This window comes from Paenibacillus qinlingensis, assembly GCF_031455095.1.
Lineage (GTDB): Bacteria > Bacillota > Bacilli > Paenibacillales > NBRC-103111 > Paenibacillus_E > Paenibacillus_E qinlingensis_A.
The window spans coordinates 406,244-425,744 of the sequence record NZ_JAVDSB010000003.1; the positions used below are offsets into that span (position 1 = coordinate 406,244).

The 19,501-nt window shown below is 45.4% G+C and carries 19 protein-coding genes; all 19 read left to right on the forward strand.

All coding sequences use genetic code 11. The annotated features are described in order from the left end of the window. Positions 1-20 precede the first annotated feature (20 nt). The 19 genes from J2736_RS12630 to J2736_RS12720 all read left to right on the forward strand — a co-directional run bounded on the left by J2736_RS12630 (position 21) and on the right by J2736_RS12720 (position 19,499). Complete coding sequence (locus tag J2736_RS12630; protein ID WP_310227012.1) at positions 21-1,511, forward strand: UDP-N-acetylmuramoyl-L-alanyl-D-glutamate--2,6-diaminopimelate ligase; 1,491 nt, start codon at positions 21-23, stop codon at positions 1,509-1,511. Further along, complete coding sequence (locus tag J2736_RS12635; RefSeq protein WP_310227013.1) at positions 1,508-2,890, forward strand: UDP-N-acetylmuramoyl-tripeptide--D-alanyl-D-alanine ligase; 1,383 nt, start codon at positions 1,508-1,510, stop codon at positions 2,888-2,890. The genes J2736_RS12630 and J2736_RS12635 overlap by 4 nt, the downstream gene beginning before the upstream one ends. Positions 2,891-3,017: 127 nt before the next feature. Next, complete coding sequence (gene mraY, locus J2736_RS12640; RefSeq protein WP_310499114.1) at positions 3,018-3,953, forward strand: phospho-N-acetylmuramoyl-pentapeptide-transferase; 936 nt, start codon at positions 3,018-3,020, stop codon at positions 3,951-3,953. A 3-nt stretch (positions 3,954-3,956) separates the two neighbouring features. After that, positions 3,957-5,351, forward strand: coding sequence for a UDP-N-acetylmuramoyl-L-alanine--D-glutamate ligase (gene murD, locus J2736_RS12645; protein ID WP_310227015.1), 1,395 nt, complete (start codon positions 3,957-3,959; stop codon positions 5,349-5,351). A gap of 100 nt (positions 5,352-5,451) precedes the next feature. Beyond that, positions 5,452-6,549, forward strand: a complete 1,098-nt coding sequence (spoVE, locus tag J2736_RS12650) for a stage V sporulation protein E (protein WP_310227017.1) — start codon at positions 5,452-5,454, stop codon at positions 6,547-6,549. A 7-nt stretch (positions 6,550-6,556) separates the two neighbouring features. After that, positions 6,557-7,627: an undecaprenyldiphospho-muramoylpentapeptide beta-N-acetylglucosaminyltransferase gene (locus J2736_RS12655; RefSeq protein ID WP_310227019.1), complete on the forward strand. Its 1,071-nt coding sequence runs from the start codon at positions 6,557-6,559 to the stop codon at positions 7,625-7,627. A 202-nt stretch (positions 7,628-7,829) separates the two neighbouring features. Beyond that, entirely contained in the window at positions 7,830-8,735 is a 906-nt protein-coding gene (gene murB, locus J2736_RS12660; protein ID WP_310227021.1) for a UDP-N-acetylmuramate dehydrogenase, read from the forward strand. Between the two features lie 15 nt (positions 8,736-8,750). Then, entirely contained in the window at positions 8,751-10,019 is a 1,269-nt protein-coding gene (murA, locus tag J2736_RS12665) for a UDP-N-acetylglucosamine 1-carboxyvinyltransferase (protein ID WP_310227023.1), read from the forward strand. A 95-nt stretch (positions 10,020-10,114) separates the two neighbouring features. Beyond that, a complete protein-coding gene (locus J2736_RS12670) occupies positions 10,115-10,927 on the forward strand; it encodes a cell division protein FtsQ/DivIB (RefSeq protein ID WP_310227026.1) in 813 nt (270 codons plus the stop codon). A 299-nt stretch (positions 10,928-11,226) separates the two neighbouring features. Further along, positions 11,227-12,471 carry a cell division protein FtsA gene (gene ftsA / locus J2736_RS12675; RefSeq protein ID WP_310227028.1) on the forward strand — a complete coding sequence of 415 codons (1,245 nt, stop codon included), beginning with the start codon at positions 11,227-11,229 and terminating at the stop codon, positions 12,469-12,471. A 30-nt stretch (positions 12,472-12,501) separates the two neighbouring features. Then, positions 12,502-13,629, forward strand: coding sequence for a cell division protein FtsZ (gene ftsZ, locus J2736_RS12680; protein ID WP_310227030.1), 1,128 nt, complete (start codon positions 12,502-12,504; stop codon positions 13,627-13,629). Positions 13,630-13,861: 232 nt separating this feature from the next. Continuing rightward, positions 13,862-14,785, forward strand: coding sequence for a sigma-E processing peptidase SpoIIGA (gene spoIIGA / locus J2736_RS12685; protein ID WP_310227033.1), 924 nt, complete (start codon positions 13,862-13,864; stop codon positions 14,783-14,785). A gap of 139 nt (positions 14,786-14,924) precedes the next feature. Beyond that, positions 14,925-15,647 (forward strand): RNA polymerase sporulation sigma factor SigE, encoded by a 723-nt coding sequence (gene sigE / locus J2736_RS12690; RefSeq protein WP_310227034.1) that lies wholly within the window; start codon positions 14,925-14,927, stop codon positions 15,645-15,647. Between the two features lie 160 nt (positions 15,648-15,807). Then, positions 15,808-16,590 (forward strand): RNA polymerase sporulation sigma factor SigG, encoded by a 783-nt coding sequence (gene sigG / locus J2736_RS12695; protein ID WP_310227037.1) that lies wholly within the window; start codon positions 15,808-15,810, stop codon positions 16,588-16,590. Positions 16,591-16,732: 142 nt separating this feature from the next. Further along, positions 16,733-17,032: a YlmC/YmxH family sporulation protein gene (locus J2736_RS12700; protein WP_310227040.1), complete on the forward strand. Its 300-nt coding sequence runs from the start codon at positions 16,733-16,735 to the stop codon at positions 17,030-17,032. Between the two features lie 118 nt (positions 17,033-17,150). Next, positions 17,151-18,008, forward strand: a complete 858-nt coding sequence (gene pgeF / locus J2736_RS12705) for a peptidoglycan editing factor PgeF (RefSeq protein WP_397340590.1) — start codon at positions 17,151-17,153, stop codon at positions 18,006-18,008. Positions 18,009-18,050: 42 nt separating this feature from the next. After that, positions 18,051-18,737, forward strand: coding sequence for a YggS family pyridoxal phosphate-dependent enzyme (locus J2736_RS12710; protein WP_310227044.1), 687 nt, complete (start codon positions 18,051-18,053; stop codon positions 18,735-18,737). 27 nt (positions 18,738-18,764) lie between these two features. Next, positions 18,765-19,187, forward strand: coding sequence for a cell division protein SepF (locus J2736_RS12715; protein ID WP_056612633.1), 423 nt, complete (start codon positions 18,765-18,767; stop codon positions 19,185-19,187). A gap of 39 nt (positions 19,188-19,226) precedes the next feature. Beyond that, positions 19,227-19,499, forward strand: coding sequence for a YggT family protein (locus tag J2736_RS12720; RefSeq protein WP_310227047.1), 273 nt, complete (start codon positions 19,227-19,229; stop codon positions 19,497-19,499). Positions 19,500-19,501 lie beyond the last annotated feature (2 nt).

The following is a 19,501-nucleotide window of genomic DNA, read 5'->3' on the forward strand; positions in this document are numbered from 1 at the left end:
CAAGGAAGAGAGGGTTGCTTATGAAACTGCAGGAGCTTGCTTCCGCACTGCTCATTACCCATATACATGGCGATAACAATACGGAGATTACGGGAATTGAGGCAGACTCTCGTAAAATAAAGCCTGGGGATTTGTTTTTCTGTATTCCCGGATTACTAGTAGATGGTCACGACTACGCCCCTAAAGCGATTGCGCTAGGGGCTTCTGCGCTTGTAACGGAACGTGTATTGGACGTTACTGTCCCGCAGCTTGTTGTGAAAGATGCCCGTTATGCGATGGCAGCTCTTTCTGCTCACTTTTTCGGGTATCCGAGCAAAGAGATCAAAATTATCGGTATTACCGGAACGAATGGGAAGACAACGTCCACGTACATCCTTGAGAAAATCATCGCGGATCAAGGCTATGTGACAGGGTTAATGGGCAATATCCATATCAAAATTGGTGAGAGCTATATCGTAAATAAAGCGACGAATACACAGGAATCGATTGAGCTTCAGCGTATACTGCGAAATATGGCTGATCGAGGCGTGCAATACTGTGTGATGGAGGTTACGTCAAACGGCTTAGATATGGGAAGGGTGAAAGGGGTCCATTTCCGTTCGAGCATTTTTACGAATCTAACGCAAGACCATCTGAATGAACACAAAACGATGGAAGCCTACGCTGCAGCCAAAGGTTTGTTGTTTGGAAGACTTGGGAATGGTTTTTCCGCTGATCCAGATGCCAGACAATACGCCATTCTCAATGTAGATGATGAAGCGTCGCACATGTTGCACAAATTAACAGCTGCACAAGTCATTACATACGGGATTGAAAAAGAATGCGATGTACGGGCTACGAACATTCGTATCTCAGCCAAAGGAACTGAATTTCAATTGAAATCTTTTGCTGGTGATGCGTTCTTACGCATGCAGTTAGTAGGGAAATTTAATGTATATAATGCACTGGGAGCCATTGCAACTGCGTTAGCAGAGGGGTTCGCACTGGAAGCCATTCGAGATAGTCTAGAAGGCATCGCATTTGTGGAAGGCCGGATGGAAGTTGTGAATGAGGGTCAGGATTTCCTGGTTCTAGTTGACTACGCACACACGCCAGACGGTTTGGATAATGCCCTTTCTACAGTACGTGAGTTTGCTGAAGGTAGGATTATTACCGTTTTTGGGTGTGGCGGTGATCGGGACAGAACGAAGCGTCCTATCATGGGAGAAGTCGTTGCCAAGTATAGTGACTTTATATATGTGACGTCAGATAACCCGCGTACAGAAGATCCGGAAGCGATTCTTGCGGATATTGTACCAGGTTTAATAGGTATGCATTACCCAGAGAATCAGTATATGTTACTGGCAGATCGCAAAAAAGCGATACAAAAGGCTATTGAAGGGGCAGGCCCTAAAGATGTAATATTGATAGCGGGAAAAGGCCACGAAACGTATCAGGATATCATGGGTGTTAAGCATGATTTCGACGATCGTTTGGTGGCTAAGGCTGCGATAAGGGAGAGAACACAATGATTCAGCGTACATTAGGTCAAATTGCAACGATGCTCCGCAGCGAAGTGCCCGGTGTTCATGGTGAGATTGCGATAACAGGTGTTTCAACAGATACGCGTTCCATTCAGGCTGGCAGTCTCTTTATCCCGCTAATAGGTGATAATTTCGATGGCCATGATTATGTAGGAGATGCTTATCAAAAAGGAGCTGGGGCTATTCTTTGGCAAGCGGATCACGGCGCGGTGCCAGCTGGTATTCCCTTTATCCTCGTTGAGGATACGCTTACGGCTCTCCAAGACTTGGCCAAAGCCTATCGCAAAGAGCTTTCTGTACGTATCATCGGGATTACGGGAAGCAACGGAAAGACGACGACCAAAGATTTGGTTGCCGCCGTGCTGGGCAGCACTTATCAAGTTCATAAAACGAAGGGCAACCTGAATAATCATATTGGTTTACCCCTAACACTTCTGCTACTAGAAGAATCGACGCAATTTGCAGTCGTAGAAATGGGAATGAGTGGACGTGGGGAGATTGCACTGCTGTCAGAACTGGCGGAGCCAGAAGCTGCCATTATTACAATGATCGGCGAATCGCATATGCTGCAACTAGGCTCACGAGATGAGATTGCACGGGCCAAGGCTGAAATCGTGACAGGCATGCCACAGGATAGCTTGATCATTTATAATGGCGATGAGCCATTAATTGAACAAGCACTGGGCGAACTTGATCTACCGACAGGTTTGCGCCGCACTCGCTTCGGCCAAGAACAAGGCAATGATCGCTTCCCAACGGATATCCGAATGGATGCGGAAGGGGCATATTTCTCTATTAATTCACCGGATTACCCGGAATTGTTCATTCCGTTGCTCGGCACGCATAACGTCGTGAATGCGTTAGCGGCTATCGCACTTGGCGAGACCTTCGGTGTCTCGCCAAGTGCGATTGCAGCGGGGCTTCGCGCGCTGCAGATGACAAGCATGCGCATCGAGAAGCTCACGGCAGCCTCTGGGCTGACCGTGCTTAACGATGCGTACAACGCTAGCCCCGCCTCCATGCGGGCGGCGATTGCCCTGACCGAGCAGCTGAGCGGCTTCGGTCGGAAGTTCCTCGTGCTCGGCGACATGCTGGAGCTTGGCGAGCACGAAGAGCAGTTCCATCGCGGCATAGGCGCGATGTTGTCTCCGGAACGTGTAGACTACGTCTTCACGTTCGGGCGTCTTGGCCGCTTCATCGCAGACGAAGCGGCTCTGCACTTCCCGGCGGCGCAGGTGCGCGCCTACGACGACAAGGCGCAGCTCGCGGAGGAGCTAGCAGCGCTCGCTCGCGCCGAGGATCTCGTGCTCGTGAAGGGCTCGCGTGGCATGCGGCTTGAGCAGGTTGTCCATAGCTTATTAGCCTAAAAGTACTACCCTCAAATTGGCTGTGCCAATTTCGAGGCTTCCATAACGCTGTCCCCTTAGGAGGACATCGTTTTTACAGGAGAAATGAGCAGGGGGAACCAACGTGGAAAACGCAGTATTATTAACAATGGGTGTGGCATTTGTGCTCGCGCTGATCATGGGGCCATTATGTATACCTATTTTACGACGAATGAAATTTGGGCAACAAATCCGTGAGGATGGCCCGCAAGGACATCTCAAAAAACAAGGTACGCCAACAATGGGCGGCGTCATCATTTTGCTTGCGCTTTCTTTGGCTACACTTCGATTTGCGGACAGAAACATAGACTTGCTAATCCTTTTACTAGCCTCGTTGGGTTACGGTCTAGTTGGATTCTTAGATGACTATATCAAAATTATTTTTAAACGCTCTTTGGGACTCACGGCAAAGCAAAAGCTTTTCGGTCAATTATTGATTTCTGCCATTGTCTGTTATTTACTTATTATGCAAGGACATAGCACTGATATTTATATTCCTTTTGTTTCTTATCATATGAATGCAGGTTGGTTGTATTTCCCACTTATGGCAATCCTAATGCTAGGGGCTTCGAATGCCGTTAACTTCACAGACGGTTTGGACGGCTTGTTAGCGGGGACAAGTGCAATTGCATTTGGTGCCTATACGGTCATCGCAATGAATAACACACAGCCAGAAGCAGCCATTTTCTCAGCAGCCATGGTTGGTGCCGTACTTGGATTTCTTGTTTTCAATGCTCACCCAGCTAAGGTGTTCATGGGAGACACGGGTTCACTAGGAATCGGCGGTGGACTTGTCGCAGTAGCGATCTTAACGAAAGCAGAACTGCTTCTTGCAATTATTGGCGGTGTATTTTTGATCGAGATCCTATCCGTTGTAATCCAAGTCGTATCGTTCAAAACAAGAAAGAAACGTGTATTCAAAATGAGTCCGATTCATCATCACTTTGAATTGGTTGGTTGGTCCGAGTGGCGAGTTGTTATTACGTTCTGGGTTGTGGGTCTCGTACTTGCTGTGCTGGGATTATATATGAATGAGGTGTTGTAGAACATGAAGCATCCGCGGGATTATCGTGGACTTGAAGTGGTTGTACTTGGCTTGGCTCGCAGCGGTGTCGCTGCAGCTAAGCTTTTTCATCAAAAGGGAGCAATCGTCACTGTCAATGACAAAAAGGATCGTAGTGCATGCCCTGAAGCCGACGAACTGGAGGCTCTGGGTATTTCTGTTGTATGTGGGTTTCATCCGGAGTCCCTCGTGCATGATGGGGTTGCGCTCGTTGTGAAAAACCCTGGTATTCCATATTCCGTAGATCCCATTCGGAAAGCGGAAGCACTCGGCATTGAGGTCGTGACAGAGGTTGAGGTCGCCTATCAATTCTGTGAAGCTCCCATCATTGGGATTACAGGCTCAAATGGGAAAACCACGACAACCACGCTTATCGGCTTGATGTTGGATAAGGCTGGTTTGAAACCGGTAGTGGCAGGGAATATTGGCCGCGCGTTAACCGAGGCTGCTCCTGAAGTCACAGCGGAGAATTGGATGGTAGTGGAATTAAGCAGCTTCCAGCTGAAGGGGACAACAGCGTTTCGTCCAAACATCGCGCTATTTCTAAATCTCTATGAAACTCATTTGGACTACCATGGTAATATTGAAGACTATATTGCGTCCAAGGCCAAAATATTCGAGAATCAAACAGATTCGGACACTGCGATTCTGAACTGGGACGACGAGGTATGTCGTCGATTGGTACCAACAATTAAGGCGAAGCAGCTTCATTTTTCATTGCAAGAAAAGCTGGCCTTAGGTGCTTATATGGATGCGGAAACGAACTGCCTGGTCTATGCGAATGGCCAAGGGGATGTTCAAACGATTTTACCTGCGGACGAGATGGGCATACCAGGTAGCTTTAACGTAGGGAATGCATTAGCAGCGGCTTTAGCGGCGATTACAGCAGGTGTAGAACTGACTACGATTGCTGAGGTGTTAAGGAACTTTGAAGGCGTAGAACATCGTCTAGAGCTTGTTAGAGAACTTGATGGTGTTACCTTTTATAATAACTCTAAATCAACGAACGCCAGCGCGACGATTAAAACGATAGAGGTCTTTAAACAACCTGTTGTTCTCATTGCAGGTGGCTTGGATCGCGGATCGGATTACATGGAATTGCTGCCGATTTTACGCGAACAGGTTAAAGGCGTGGTTTCCCTGGGGCAAACCAAAGAAAAAATCAAGCATATTGCCGAATTGGCAGGGATTAGCAAGGTTCAAACCGTCGATACTGCTAAGGATGCAGCGGACGCGGTTTCTCAAGCCGTTCAGCTTGCCTGGCAAATGAGTGAAGGAGGAGACATTGTTCTTCTCTCACCTGCTTGTGCGAGTTGGGATATGTTTCCATCCTATGAGGACAGGGGACGCATGTTTAAGGAGTCCGTGCATAACCTTTAAGTAGGGCTTATCCACACGAAAGGACTAGTTTTCGATGACGAATCGTTGTCTGTTAACTTGTCTTAGTAGGGAGCCCACAACTGACAAAGAGGTGTCTGCAATGGGTAAAGCACGCTCCGCTCCTGACATTTGGATTATTATTCCAACCTTGCTGCTTTTGACAATCGGCGTTATTATGGTCTACAGCGCAAGCAGTGTACTTGCATTTCGTGAGTTTGGTGATTCTTTTTATTATTTAAAAAGACAACTCATCTTCGCCGTTCTAGGAATCGTCGCGATGTTCTTCACCATGAATGTTGATTATTTGGTATGGAAACGTTTTGCCAAATTGGCACTGATTATTTGTTTTGGCATGCTCGTTATTGTATTGATTCCCGGTATCGGGGTCATTCGTGGTGGCGCCAGAAGCTGGTTAGGGATTGGTGCATTCGGGATTCAACCATCTGAATTTATGAAAATCGGGATGATTCTCTTTCTTTCTAAAATGTTGTCCGAAAATCAATCCAAAATCACTACATTAACCAAAGGGTTAATGCCGCCGCTAGGAATTATGGGATTAGCATTCGGTCTCATCATGCTTCAGCCTGATTTAGGAACAGGGGTTGTCCTTGTCGGTGCTTCCCTATTAATTATCTACACAGCGGGTGCAAGATTGCTTCATCTCTCTTATCTAGGTATGATAGGGGTTGCGGGTTTTGTTGGGTTAGTCATCGCCGCCCCGTATCGCCTGAAACGGATCACAGCCTTTCTTGACCCTTGGCAGGATCCGCTTGGCGCAGGCTATCAATCTATTCAATCCCTGTATGCGATAGGACCAGGAGGTCTTGTAGGCCTTGGACTTGGCATGAGCCGGCAGAAGTATAGTTACTTACCAGAACCGCAGACTGATTTTATTTTTTCTATCATTGGCGAAGAACTCGGTTTTATTGGCGGCAGCTTAGTCCTGTTGCTCTTCACCATCTTAGTATGGCGGGGAATGCGTGCAGCGATTACGGCGCCGGATACGTTTGCCAGTTTAATTGCAGTAGGAATTATCGGCATGATTGCCGTTCAAGTTATTATTAATATCGGTGTTGTTATTGGGATGTTTCCAGTAACGGGAATTACACTGCCTTTCATAAGTGCAGGGGGGTCTTCATTGACACTCATGCTGACATCTGTCGGTATCCTGCTTAATATATCCCGCTATTCGAGGTGACAGGGGAATGAAGACGATCGTATTTACCGGAGGAGGCTCCGCTGGGCATGTAACCCCTAACTTAGCGCTGATGCATAAGCTGAAGCAGTTAGGTTGGGATGTGAAGTACATTGGTTCTGCTACAGGTATTGAAAAAGACATCATTGATCGAGAAGGGGTTCCTTTTTATCCAATCTCATCAGGGAAATTGCGTCGGTATTTTGATCTCAAAAATATGAAAGACCCGTTCAAAGTCATAAAAGGTGTCTATGAATCCTATCGGTTGCTCAAACGTTTGAAGCCCGCCATTGTCTTCTCAAAAGGCGGGTTCGTTTCCGTTCCCGTCGTTCTTGGGAGTCGAATGAACAATATTCCTGTCATTATTCATGAATCCGACATGACGCCAGGATTGGCGAATAAAATTTCAATTCCATTTGCAACGAAGGTCTGTGTAACGTTTCCAGAATCCCTTTCGCATATTAAGGGCGGAAAGTCAGTTCTTACTGGCTTGCCGATCCGTGAACATATCAGCAGTGGTAAAGCATCGCGAGCACTTCAGTTATGCGATTTCCATACACAGAAGCCCGTTATCTTAGTCATGGGTGGAAGTTTAGGCTCGCAGGTACTGAATCAGGCTGTACGTGCTAACTTAGGTCGTTTGCTCCAACAATTCCAAATCGTGCACCTGTGCGGCAAAGGGAATGTAGCTTCAGAGCTGCTTACGACTCGTGGTTATAAGCAATTTGAGTATTTGAACGAGGAACTCCCAGATGTGTTAGCGATGACAGACCTTGTTATTTCTCGTGCAGGGGCAACGTCTATTTTTGAATTTCTGGGCTTGGAGAAGCCGATGCTCCTCATACCGCTTTCCCGCCAGGCAAGTCGTGGGGACCAAATTTTGAATGCTGCATCCTTTCAGAAGGCAGGATATGCCGATGTGATTCAAGAGGAGGACTTAACCGCCGACGGACTTGCCTCGCACGTTGAGGAGCTATACAAGAACCGAGAGACTTATAAAGCAGCGATGCAATCACGCAATGAGAGTGATGCCGTTGCAACCATCGTGAAATTAATTGAAGCGCATAGCAAATCGTTTTGAATTTGTTAAAGCGTATAGGCGATTGTCACACTCTATCCGATTTTACATAAACTACACTATAACCGTGACAGACACCTAAGGCTTCCTAAGTGAGCAAGATCGAAGACCGGCCAACTTCGTAAAGCTCCTTATGAATGAAATGTTGGAATTCCTAGTTGAAGCTCATACATTTCGCCCTATGTTCTGTGAAGGAGGTTTTCCCATGCAGAAGTTAATAGCCGACTTAAAGGCATCAAATATTGGCGAGATAAGAACGAATGAACGACTGGCTCCCTATACCACTTGGAAAATCGGCGGTCCGGCTGATTGCTTGATTATTCCCCATTCCAAAGAGCAGGTTGCTGCTGCCATCAAGTTTCTTCATGAGCGTGGCGAACCTTGGACAATAATTGGGCGGGGCTCCAATTTGCTAGTTCGAGATAAAGGAATTCGTGGCGTAGTAATTAAACTAGGTCAGGCGTTGGATACCCTGCGCTTTGACGGAGCGATGGTTTACGCAGGAGGTTCCTATTCGTTCATTAAATTGTCTGTACTCGCAGCCAGAGAAGGATTAACCGGTCTGGAGTTTGCTTCAGGGATTCCCGGTTCTGTGGGAGGCGCCGTCTACATGAATGCAGGGGCTCACGGGTCCGATGTGTCACGCATACTCAAGCAGGCTGAAGTCATCCTGGACACAGGGGAATTGGTCGTCATGCAGGCAGAAGATTTACAATATGCTTATCGACATTCTATTTTGCACACATTGCCTGGCATTGTAACCGAAGCTGTCTTTGAATTACAGGTTGGAGACCGCAACGAAATCGCCGGTGCCATGGCTGCTTACCGAGATCGCCGTTTACGTACGCAACCACTGCAATTAGCTTGCGCAGGAAGCGTGTTTCGCAACCCCGTAGGGGGCTTCGCAGCCAAACTCATCGAAGAAGCAGGTCTTAAAGGCAAACGTGTCGGTGGAGCCGAGATCTCTATGCTTCACGCCAATTTCATTGTTAATACAGGAGAAGCTACAGCCGAGGACGTTCTCACGCTTATCAGTGAGGTGCAGCAGATCGTAGAGCAAGTTTACGGGATTAAGCTGGTACCTGAGGTTCTGGTAATGGGTGAGAGGTAAATCGGAGGTGGAATTTTGGAGAAGCTCGTTATCGAAGGTGGAAGACCCCTCACGGGTGCCATCCAGATACACGGCGCTAAAAACGCCGCATTACCCATATTAGCTGCGTGCTTACTCGCTAGTGGCACGCATACTTTACACAATGTTCCTAATCTGCTCGATATCGACACCATGCTGCGTATTCTACGCTCACTTGGTTGTCGAGCTGAGCAGCAAGGAGATACGGTAACCATTACAACGTCCACAGTTCATTCCTCCCACATCCCCGAAGAATTGATGGGGCAGATGCGCTCTTCCATCTTTCTTATGGGTCCACTACTCGCTAGATTCGGCAGTGTCACTGTATATCAACCTGGTGGCTGTGCGATCGGCGAACGTAAAATCGATTTGCACCTCAAAGGTTTGCAAGCTCTCGGAGCTGAAATTGAAGAATTTTCCAATAGAATCGTATGCACGGCAGAAACTCTCTTAGGTAATGAAATCTTTTTGGACTTCCCAAGTGTTGGGGCGACCGAGAATATTATGATGGCCGCCGTGAAAGCGGAAGGCACAACAACGATTTATAATGCTGCGCGCGAGCCAGAGATTCAAGATTTACAGAATTTTTTGAATGCGATGGGTGCTGACATTATCGGCGCCGGATCGGATACGATCACGATTCGCGGTGTTACTACGCTTTCGCCTTGCACGTATCGGATTATTCCTGATCGAATTGTTGCAGGTACCTTTCTAGTCGCTGCTGCGGCAACCAGAGGGAACATTACCCTAGAAAGAGTAAATCCTGCTCATTTGACCTCGGTCATCCATGTGCTTAAGCGTGCAGGTGTTCAAATCATTGCTGACGGTGATATAATACATGTAAGCTGCAAGGCAAGGCCCAAGGCAGTTGAACGTATCGTGACTTCGCCGCATCCTTCTTTCCCGACGGATTTACAATCACAGGTCATGGTGCTGTTATCTCTAGCAGATGGACTTAGTGTGATGAAAGAAACGATATTTGAAGGTAGATTTAAGCACGTGGATGAATTGTCTCGAATGGGAGCAGATATTCGCGTAGACATGAGTTCAGCCTTCATCCGTGGTGTTCCAAGGTTGTATGGAGCAACGGTTGAGGCCACTGATTTACGGGCTGGTGCTGCTCTTGTAATCGCCGGTCTAGCTGCGCATGGCACAACGATCGTTGAACAAATTCATCACATTGATAGAGGTTATGATAGGATTGAACATATGCTAGTCAGACTTGGGGCATCTGTGCTTCGACAAGCGCCGGTTCCAAGTGAGTAATATCTTGTGTCTAATCGCGCATCCCTTCCTGTTATCAGGAGGGGATTCACGATTTCCCATTACGTCGTCATTCATATAACTAGGTGGTGCCCCTCTTGTCCGAAGATAACAAAGTACCAACGCTGCCGGTACCTAAGCCGCGAACACGTACGAATCGGAAACTGCTTTCATTTTTAATTATTTTCTTCCTTACTGTGTTGATAATTTTGTTTTTTCAATCCTCACTTAGCCGGATTAGTCGTATTGAAGTAGAGGGAAATGTCTTATTAGGGTCTGACGTAATTGGACAAGCCAGCCAAGTTGCTATTGGGGATCGGTTCTTCGCAGTGAGCTCAGCAACAATAGGTCAACGCATCTCTACAGTGCCTATGATCAAGAAGGCCACCGTGAAGAAAGTATTTCCTGGCTTGATTCACATTCAAGTTGAAGAATTCCCTAAGGTGGCTTTTCAGATTGACCCTGATGGGAAGAAGCAAGCCGTTCTTGCTGATGGCAGCGTCATTACACTGCCGGCTGGCAGTGGTGTTCCACTCGATATGCCAATCTTAACTGGATGGGCGGACAATGATCCGAATAAAGCAGCGCTTTGTAAAGTACTTGGAGAAATCCCGCAGAGTGCTTTATCCGATGTTTCCGAAATTAAGCCAGATCCTTCGGAATCTTACCCGGATAAGATTAAGATATACACACGCTCCCAGTTCGAAGTTCATACGACGATTGCCTATTTGCCAGATAAAATTGATAACTTACCAGGTTATGTAGCTAGTTTAGTAGAGGATCATATTACAAATGGAATCATTACGATGCTTGAAGCTGAGTACCATTCACCGTTCGCAACTACTAGTGAAGGCAAGACGGATTCCAAAACAGATACCAAGACGACACCGAAGCCAACGCCAAAACCATAACAACTGTAACTGTGCGGGTTTTCTTACAAAAAATCGCAGTAGAGACTACTCAATCTCTGAAAAAAATGTTAAAATTAGTTTTATGGTTAAATAGGCTCTATCTGCTTACTGTATTTTTTCTTATGATTACTAGACAAGTTCACATGCATTTCACAACAATTCGATGAGAAATTAAAGCTGGTTTTTAAATGCAAAAAAAATGTAGAAAAAAGAGGGAATATGGCGGTTGTGTGGAATACGTATAGGAGTATTTGTGAAGATTTTGCAATCTTACCTAAGTTACAGGAGGTGCCAGGGGCTTGAGCAACAATGATATCATTGTTAGTTTAGACATCGGTACATCCAAAGTTCGAGCTATTATTGGGGAAGTTGTTAACGGAACCATTAATATAATAGGAGTGGGATCTGCCGAGTCAGAGGGTATTCGTAAAGGCGCAATCGTTGATATTGATCAAACTGTGCATTCCATTCGCAGTGCGATTGATCATGCAGAACGAATGGTCGGTATACAAATTTCCGAGGTTTACGTTGGAATTTCAGGAAATCATATTTCTCTTCAATCGAGTCACGGCGTTGTTGCAGTCTCAAATGAAGACCGCGAAATCGGAGAAGAAGATATTGATCGTGTCATTCAAGCGGCAAGGGTCATCGCATTACCTCCCGAACGTGAAATAGTTGGAGTTGTACCTAAGCAATATTTGGTTGATGGTCAAGAAGGCATTAATGATCCACGCGGTATGATCGGAGTTCGTCTGGAAGTAGAAGCGACGATTATTACTGGCGCGAAGACGGGCATACATAATTTAATCCGAGTTGTGGAAAAATCCGAACTGAAGGTTGCAGGGCTTATATTAATGTCTCTCGCATCTGGTAATTTGGCACTTTCCAAAGATGAGAAGGCTGTGGGAACTGTATTAGTGGATATCGGTGCTGGAGCTACAACAATTGCTGTCTTTGACGAAGGTAATTTAGTTGCAACGTCAACGATTCAAATTGGTGGAGAATTTGTCAGCAATGATATTTCAATTGGTTTGCATACACAGTTAGAAATTGCTGAGAAGATCAAGCTAAAGTATGGCTGTGCATGCGTTGATGATGCCGCGCCCGATCAAGTGTTTAAAGTGACGAGAATGGGCAGCAATGTTGAAAAAGAGTTCTCTCAAGTTGACCTTGCTAATATCGTTGAGCCTCGTGTCGAAGAGATTTTTCAATTAATTCGCGCCGAAGTTCATCGTTTGGGATATGGTAATCTTGCAGGTGGCTATGTACTCACTGGCGGCACGGTTTGTATGCCAGGCATTCTGGCGATTGCACAATCCGAACTGTCTACATCGGTTCGTATTGCAGTGCCTGATTTCATTGGGGTACGTGATCCTTCCTATACAAGTGGTGTTGGTATTATTCAATTCGTCTCCAAATACATGAAGAATCGTAATTCAGGTTCAACCAAAAAACCAGTGACCAAGACTACCAAAAAATCCTCCGATAGTCAAAAGCCTGGTTTGGTAGAACGAGTTAAAAATTTCTTCAGTGAATTCATTTAGTGAACGTTAAGTTAGGGGGATATGGCTCATATGTTTGAATTTGATATGGATTTAGACCAATTGGCTCAAATTAAAGTCATCGGTGTTGGTGGCGGCGGTAGTAATGCAGTTAATCGCATGATCGAAAATGGTGTTAAAGGTGTTGAATTTATCACCGTTAATACGGATGCACAGGCGCTTCACTTGGCCAAGTCCGTACATAAATTGCAAATTGGCGATAAATTAACCCGCGGTTTGGGTGCAGGAGCGAATCCTGAAGTCGGGAAGAAAGCAGCAGAAGAGTCAAGGGAGACGATTCTGAATACACTTCGCGGCGCAGACATGGTTTTCGTAACAGCTGGGATGGGCGGCGGTACAGGTACTGGCGCAGCACCGGTTATTGCGGAAATCGCAAAAGAGGTTGGGGCACTTACCGTTGGTGTTGTAACACGACCGTTTACTTTCGAAGGACGCAAGCGTTCTTTACAAGCGGAGCAAGGGATTGCAGCTTTGAAAGAGAAAGTAGATACGCTTATCATTATCCCGAACGATCGTCTACTTGAGATCGTTGACAAAAAGACGCCGATGCTGGAAGCATTCCGCGAGGCGGATAATGTACTTCGTCAAGGTGTTCAAGGGATCTCAGATTTGATCGCTGTACCTGGACTTATCAATTTGGACTTTGCGGATGTCAAAACGATTATGACGGAACGCGGTTCTGCCCTTATGGGGATCGGTGTCGCGACAGGTGAGAATCGTGCAGCAGAAGCAGCGAAAAAAGCGATTTCAAGTCCATTGCTAGAAACTTCCATCGAAGGGGCACGTGGTGTTTTGATGAACATCACAGGCGGTATGAACCTTAGCTTGTACGAAGTTAACGAGGCTGCTGATATCGTAGCATCTGCTTCTGACATTGAGGTTAATATGATCTTCGGTGCTGTAATTGACGACAAGCTAAAAGATGAGATTCTAGTTACGGTTATCGCAACGGGTTTCGAACATAAAGCGGCGCCAATTCATCAGTCTATCAAACGTCCGGTTTCACCTGGTCAGCCTGAGCCAACGTCAGCTCCTGATAATCGTTTGAATAATCTCAAACCATTTGGTGCTCAGCCTTCCAATGATCAATTAGATATTCCGACTTTCTTACGCAATCGCGGACGGAATACTGACAAATAATAACATAATAATTGTCTAGAGACCGAAGCCCTACTTGATGTAGAAGCTTCGGTTTTTTGTTGTTCCATAAGCTTTTCTCCTGTGGACGAGACCGCGTCAACTGACAAAAAAAGTAGATTCCTACTAGCATGTTTAGACAGACTTTGAACTTGGAATCCAATATACTGATTTAGAAGCGGAAAGTTTTGTCAGGAAATTGCTAGATAGTGTCCTTCGTGGAGGTGAGCATGGCATGGTCGTCTATGCGGATCTCATCTTCCTACTTAACTTTGTGGTGGATGCGGCCTTACTATTCGTGACGGCAAAAACGCGAAAAATAGCGTTCACATGGTGGAGGATTGCACTTTCTGCAGCATTAGGAGCATCCTATGTCGTCATGATGTTCTTACCAGTGCCAACCTTGCTTTTTACATTTTCTGTGAAATGTATGTTTTGTATAGGCATGATTATGACCGCTTTTGGTTACGGTTCCTTACAAAATTTATTGCGGAATATGGGGACATTTTTGCTCATCAATTTTGCTGTTGCTGGAGGCATGTTCGGCATCCATTATGTGCTCGCTTCTTCTTCGGATGTGATGAAGGGAATCGTTTTTACTCAATCAGGCGTGGCGGTCTTTCAATTTCAAATTGGGAGCATCCTGTTTGTGATTCTTTTGTTACTTCCGCTTGTGTGGTGGTTTCGAACGGTGTTCCAAAGTAGTAAGCAACGTGAGGTTATGACGACGTATTTGGCAGAGGTCACCATTCATATAGGTGATTTCCGGGCTACGTGTAAAGGTTTAATCGATACCGGTAACCAACTGTACGACCCACTGACGCGTACGCCTGTTATGGTCATGGAGGTTTCAGAATGGGGAGATATACTGCCTGACCAATGGTTGCAACGAATACGCTCATCCGATGTAGATCAGATCATTAGCGGTCTAGGTGTTGAGGAATTTATCTGGCAGGATCGGTTGCGACTCGTACCTTACCGTGGCGTCAATCGAAATACCCAATTCATGCTGGCTATTAAACCTGATAAGGTGGTGATCATTCATAATGATTCGCATTTGGAGGCGACGAAGGTGCTGATTGGGCTAGATGGAGGAAAGCTGTGCAGCGATGGTACCTATCAAGCCATTATTCACCCTGCTTTGATTCAAGCTGGTTAATAGACCAACATTTAATGACCCAAGAGAGCTTCGACGGCAAAACACAGTTCATTTTTACAAAGTCAGTTTTCCAATGGAAAACGCAGCTTAGCTTACGATGAAAGTTTTGCCATGGCAAAACTCTTAGGAGGAAACTAACATGTTCTTGAAGTGGAAACTGCTATTTCAGCTAATGTACTATCGTATTTTGATGATGCTAGGACTCAAAGGTGAGGAAATCTATTACATAGGTGGTAGTGAAGCCTTGCCACCACCGCTTACACGAGAAGAAGAAGAATACTTATTGGAAAAATTACCATCCGGGGATGCGGCTATTCGAGCTATGTTAATTGAGCGTAACCTGAGATTGGTTGTCTATATAGCGAGGAAATTCGAAAACACAGGAATTAACATCGAAGATCTAGTTTCGATTGGCGCTATTGGTTTGATTAAAGCTGTCAACACATTCGATCCAGAGAAGAAAATTAAATTGGCTACCTATGCTTCACGGTGTATTGAGAATGAAATTCTGATGTACTTGCGCCGGAATAGCAAAATTCGAACAGAAGTTTCATTTGACGAACCTCTGAATATTGATTGGGATGGCAATGAATTGCTGCTGTCCGATGTGCTTGGGACCGAGAATGATACTATTTATCGTAACATTGAAGAACAAGTGGATCGGAAGCTTCTGCATAAAGCACTTGATAAACTAAGTGAACGTGAGCGAATCATCATGGAGCTGCGCTTCGGATTACAGGATGGGGAAGAAAAGACTCAAAAAGACGTTGCAGATCTACTCGGTATTTCGCAATCTTATATCTCTAGATTGGAAAAACGCATTATTAAGAGGCTTCGCAAAGAGTTTAACAAGATGGTCTGAAAATTTTTTTTGGCGGTAAATGTCGAAATTGTTCAGCAGTCACGGGAGGGAGCGAGTCAGTACCCTTTTGTCAAGTGGCTGAGCAGGGGATAGGGCAGGAATAAATCGACCGCTCACGGGGATAATTAACAGTAATGTTTCTCCTTGGGAGGTAATCACGGTGACCCGAAATAAAGTTGAGATATGTGGAGTTGACACCGCCAAACTGCCTGTGCTGACCAATGCAGAGATGCGTGAGTTGTTCACTGACCTGCAAACGAAAAATGAGCGAACAGCAAGAGAAAAATTGGTCAATGGCAATTTAAGGTTGGTATTGAGTGTAATTCAACGGTTCAACAATCGTGGAGAGTATGTGGACGATCTCTTCCAAGTTGGCTGTATTGGTTTGATGAAAGCCATTGATAACTTTGATTTAAGTCAAAATGTCAAATTCTCGACCTATGCTGTTCCGATGATTATAGGTGAGATACGCCGCTACTTACGAGATAATAACCCGATTCGCGTTTCTCGTTCCTTGAGAGATATTGCTTACAAAGCATTACAAGTTAGAGACAGTCTAACCAATCAAAACTCACGCGAGCCATCTATTTATGAAATCTCTGAAGCTTTGAATGTACCGAAAGAAGACGTTGTGTTCGCGCTTGATGCGATTCAAGATCCCGTTTCCTTATTTGAGCCGATCTATCATGATGGGGGCGATCCCATTTATGTGATGGATCAAATCAGTGATGAGCGGAATAAGGATATGTCTTGGATCGAAGGTATTGCCTTGCGTGAAGCGATGCATAAGTTAAACGCCAGAGAGAAGATGATCCTTTCCATGCGATTCTTCGAAGGCAAGACACAGATGGAAGTGGCTGATGAGATTGGTATATCTCAAGCACAGGTGTCCCGGTTGGAGAAATCAGCGATTTGTCAAATGCAGAAACATGTAAAATCCTAAAAGCAATTAACAAAGACTGGAACGGCCTTGGTAGACAAGCCGTGAAGGTCTTTTTTCATATTACAGGACATTTTGCCCATAAGACACATATACTAATAAAAAATCAGTACAAATTCTAATGAGATATGTGGTGATAGGCCTCATGAAAATATCTGATTTCCAAACGAAGGACGTAATTAACATTGTCGATGGTAAAAAGCTTGGTCAAATCAGTGATTTGGAGCTTGACCTCCGCCAGGGGCGTATTGAATCCATCGTTGTTCCCAATCAGAGTCGATTTTTTGGACTGTTTGGAACAGGAACCGATGTCATCATTCCTTGGAAGCATATCGTAAAAATTGGTGCTGACGTTGTGCTCGTGAAGCTTGAAGACGTTCGGCCCTATCGTCAAACGGACGACACAGAAGGGGTATATGAGTTTAATCGTCAGTTCCGCAATTGACGGTAGGCACACGGGGTGAGGCTGCTTAGCAAGAACGGCAGCTAACGCAGCCATCGTGTGTCTTTTCATTTTGTGTGCTAAAGTAGAGAGATATAAGAACGAATGGAGGAGAATGGAATTGGAACCATTTGTCGTTCAGCCCACTTTACAGCCTACTGAGGATCTCCCGGTCCTTTTACCTATAGCCCCTTGGATGTTATCTTTTCCAGAGATTACTGCGGGTTTCAGTTCTCGCCTAGGAGGAGTAAGTCAAGCCCCCTTTTCAACGTTGAATCTCGGCTTGCATGTGAATGATAATGACCTAGATGTTATACATAATCGTGAACGCGTTGCAGCGGCCTTAGGACAGTCATTTACGTCCTTTACGTATGCAGAGCAGGTACATGGGAAAGACATCGCTATCGTCACACTAGATGAGCAAGGAATGGGGCGAGAAAGCCGAGCAACCGCCTTACAAGCGAAGGATGGTTTTATAACGAAGGAGAAGGGGATTGTGCTTTGTGCGCAATTTGCCGATTGTGTGCCCTTGTATTTCTATGACCCTGTACAACGTGTAGTGGGTCTTGCGCATGCCGGCTGGAAAGGGACTGTGTTAAACATTTCCATGGCTACAATATCCTTAATGACACATACTTTTGGTAGTCAACCCTCAGATATTTATGCAGCGATTGGTCCTTCGATTGGCGCCTGCTGTTACGAGGTTGACGCAACAGTTGCAACACGCGTATGGCTTGCTTTTGAGGAAGCGCAGATCCCACAAGAGGAACAAGAAGCTATTATTACTGATAAGGGTAATGGTAAGTATATGTTGAATTTGCAACAATTGAATCGAAAATTAATCGAGCAAGCAGGAATTTTGTCGTCCCATATCGAAGTAACTCAGTTATGTACGAGTTGCCGAACCGATCTTTTCTTTTCTCATCGAAAAGAAGGGGGTTCCACTGGCCGAATGATCGCTTGGATTGGTCTTCGTTAAGTGGAACTGGCAAGGTTGTGCCTGAATTGAGGTGTAGAGATCATGAGCGTTTTGGAACGCAAACTAGAAGTTGAAGCTAGAATAGCAGATGTATGTCGGCAGTCAGGCCGTCAAGAAGATGAAGTTAACATCATTGCAGTAACCAAATATGTCTCTTTAGAAACGACAGAACAAGTGTTGAACACGGGGCTGCTGCATATTGGCGAGAATCGTTGGCAAGATGTGAAGCCGAAGTGGGAAGCCCTTCACGAGCGAGGTACTTGGCATTTTCTAGGTCATCTCCAAACGAATAAGGTGAAAGATGTTATCGGTAAATTTGCCTATATTCATTCCTTGGATCGGATGTCGCTTGCCAAAGAGCTGGACAAGCAAGCTGCTGCATTAGGGATCGAAGTCAATTGTTTCTTGCAAGTGAATATTTCTGGTGAAGCAACGAAGTACGGTGTATCACCCGAAGATTTCTTTCCATTTGCTGAGGAAGTAAGTAAGCTTACGCATATTCGTGTTTGTGGCCTGATGACCATGGCACCATATGAGTTAGAAGCTGAAGAAACAAGGCCTGTTTTTCGAGGCTTACGTAGTTTAAGGGATCAATTGAATGAACGACATATTTTCCCCTATGAAGTAACAGAGTTATCGATGGGAATGTCAGGCGACTTTGATGTGGCGGTTGAAGAAGGCGCTACCTGGGTGCGGTTAGGAACAGTTTTGGTCGGCAAAGAGAACTGATTAATGAATCGTTAGGAGGGAACAACGATGGGTGTGTATAACCGATTTATGAATTTTCTGGGGCTCCAAGAAGAGGAAGAAATTGTAGAGCGTGAACGGATTGTTGAAGCAACAGAAGAACCTGAAACCAATCCATATGAATTACGTAATAAAAATAAGGCGAATGTCGTTAGTATACATTCACAGAAGAATTCACGCGTTGTCTTGAGTGAACCTCGTACTTATGAGGAAACACAGGACATTGCGGACCATCTACGTGCACGTAGAGCCGTTGTCGTTAATTTGCAACGTGTTCGTGGCGATCAAGCCATCCGAATCGTAGATTTCTTGAGTGGTACGGTTTACGCATTGAATGGGTCTATCTCTAAGCTTGGACCGAATATCTTTCTCTGTACACCAGATTCCGTAGATATTCATGGCCACATCTCTGAGATGATGGGCGAGGAATAGACGCATATCCCAAACACATAGACAGAGGTGGAAAACAAGGTGGATACCGTTTACTCTTTATTAAGCGTTTTAACAGAAATTTATTATTTTATGATTATTGGTTATTTGATCTTATCTTGGTTTCCAAACGCACGTGGCAGTTTTGTCGGTGGACTGCTCTCGAAGCTGGTTGAACCGTATTTGAGCCCATTCCGCAAAATCATTCCAAGCATTGGTTTCATTGACCTCTCGCCAATCGTGGCGTTGATCGCATTGAAATTCGTCGTTATGGGTATTTTTGCAGTTCTTGATTTCATCGTGGGGATTTTCTAGTC

What these genes read in the sequence shown, in the direction of transcription:
- mraY (WP_310499114.1), top strand. Translation starts at nt 3,018, where the DNA reads ATGGGTGTGGCATTTGTGCTCGCGCTGATCATGGGGCCATTATGTATA.
- murB (WP_310227021.1), top strand. Translation starts at nt 7,830, where the DNA reads ATGCAGAAGTTAATAGCCGACTTAAAGGCATCAAATATTGGCGAGATA.
- murD (WP_310227015.1), top strand. Translation starts at nt 3,957, where the DNA reads ATGAAGCATCCGCGGGATTATCGTGGACTTGAAGTGGTTGTACTTGGC.
- J2736_RS12655 (WP_310227019.1), top strand. Translation starts at nt 6,557, where the DNA reads ATGAAGACGATCGTATTTACCGGAGGAGGCTCCGCTGGGCATGTAACC.
- J2736_RS12710 (WP_310227044.1), top strand. Translation starts at nt 18,051, where the DNA reads ATGAGCGTTTTGGAACGCAAACTAGAAGTTGAAGCTAGAATAGCAGAT.
- spoIIGA (WP_310227033.1), top strand. Translation starts at nt 13,862, where the DNA reads ATGGTCGTCTATGCGGATCTCATCTTCCTACTTAACTTTGTGGTGGAT.
- J2736_RS12630 (WP_310227012.1), top strand. Translation starts at nt 21, where the DNA reads ATGAAACTGCAGGAGCTTGCTTCCGCACTGCTCATTACCCATATACAT.
- ftsZ (WP_310227030.1), top strand. Translation starts at nt 12,502, where the DNA reads ATGTTTGAATTTGATATGGATTTAGACCAATTGGCTCAAATTAAAGTC.
- spoVE (WP_310227017.1), top strand. Translation starts at nt 5,452, where the DNA reads ATGGGTAAAGCACGCTCCGCTCCTGACATTTGGATTATTATTCCAACC.
- J2736_RS12635 (WP_310227013.1), top strand. Translation starts at nt 1,508, where the DNA reads ATGATTCAGCGTACATTAGGTCAAATTGCAACGATGCTCCGCAGCGAA.
- sigE (WP_310227034.1), top strand. Translation starts at nt 14,925, where the DNA reads ATGTTCTTGAAGTGGAAACTGCTATTTCAGCTAATGTACTATCGTATT.
- J2736_RS12700 (WP_310227040.1), top strand. Translation starts at nt 16,733, where the DNA reads ATGAAAATATCTGATTTCCAAACGAAGGACGTAATTAACATTGTCGAT.
- J2736_RS12715 (WP_056612633.1), top strand. Translation starts at nt 18,765, where the DNA reads ATGGGTGTGTATAACCGATTTATGAATTTTCTGGGGCTCCAAGAAGAG.